Origin of the sequence: Paenibacillus sp. GbtcB18 (genome assembly GCF_019091125.1) — a bacterium.
GTDB lineage: Bacteria > Bacillota > Bacilli > Paenibacillales > NBRC-103111 > Paenibacillus_F > Paenibacillus_F chitinolyticus.
The window spans coordinates 1-1025 of record NZ_JAGXJX010000070.1; the positions used below are offsets into that span (position 1 = coordinate 1).

The window sequence follows — 1025 nt, forward strand, 5'->3', positions numbered from 1 at the left end:
TGGAGGCTTCGCTTTTTTAGTTGTATTATTTATTTTATTAATCATCGTTGGAGCTTCTTGCTTCTGCTAAAAAACTATTGGAAAAGGCACCTTTGGGTGTCTTTTTTTATAGAACGAAAAAAAGAGATTCCCTTATGAAATTAAGGTTCCTCCTTTTTCCTAGCTACCAATAATAGGACTTTATGTTAACCTTACATGAATATCTGTTCATCACTATTTTTTATGATTTTACTTTTTGATTTAAAGATACCACCATTTTTTTCTCACCTACATACCAATAAACATATTTTTACTATTAGGACCCCAATTCTCTCCCATAAAACCTGACATTCCCTCTAAGTTAACGAAGCACGGAAGCACAGTATACATTACCCCCTGCATTGCATTAACTCTAAATGTTATAACAAATCTCATTTTTGAATTATCAACGGTTGTTATCATTCCCATATCTGGACGTATAGCATTTTCTGCCGTAAGTGCCTCTTTCATTCCTACACTAGCAATACTGGCAGGACCCATATTACTCCTAATCCAATAATTCGAGACATTTGTAGCAGATGCCAAATCCGTTGGTTTATCATAAGTCATTAAAATTTGATTAGGAGAAATTTGTCTAGCCTCAAGAAGTATTGGGTGAGCCACCATTTGGCGAGGATAGTAAGTAAACATATTATTCCTCCATTGTTTTTTGTAATAGATAAATTACCTAGATAATATATGCAGCATTCTGACGCTGGTGCATTATGCGATAGCATCTATTCGCTATCAATCTAAGGTTTGGAAGTCCCTCCTAAACGAAAATTTTCTTCCTCTACAGGTAGTTACTTTGAGTAAGTTAACTCATTTTTTGTTTTGAGGAAATTCAATTTCTTAACTTTATCTTGATAGTAATATGTGCATTATCGCGTATAGAACGGTACCTTTTATAAATCTTCTATCGTAATATTAGCTCCATATTCTTTATAAAAATTTAAAATTGCAGATGAATTCACCCCAAAATCTAATAGATTTTCTGGAAAGTAAAT

General features: G+C 33.0%; 2 protein-coding genes. One reads left to right on the plus strand and one right to left on the minus strand.

Annotated elements, in window-relative coordinates; all coding sequences use genetic code 11:
* A partial coding sequence (locus KVT34_RS29535; RefSeq protein ID WP_217563220.1) for a YjcZ family sporulation protein occupies positions 1-70 on the plus strand: 70 nt, incomplete at its 5' end.
* A gap of 197 nt (positions 71-267) precedes the next feature.
* Here the strand turns inward: KVT34_RS29535 and KVT34_RS29540 are convergent.
* Entirely contained in the window at positions 268-669 is a 402-nt protein-coding gene (locus KVT34_RS29540; protein WP_088096565.1) for a hypothetical protein, read from the minus strand.
* Between the last annotated feature and the right edge of the window lie 356 nt (positions 670-1025).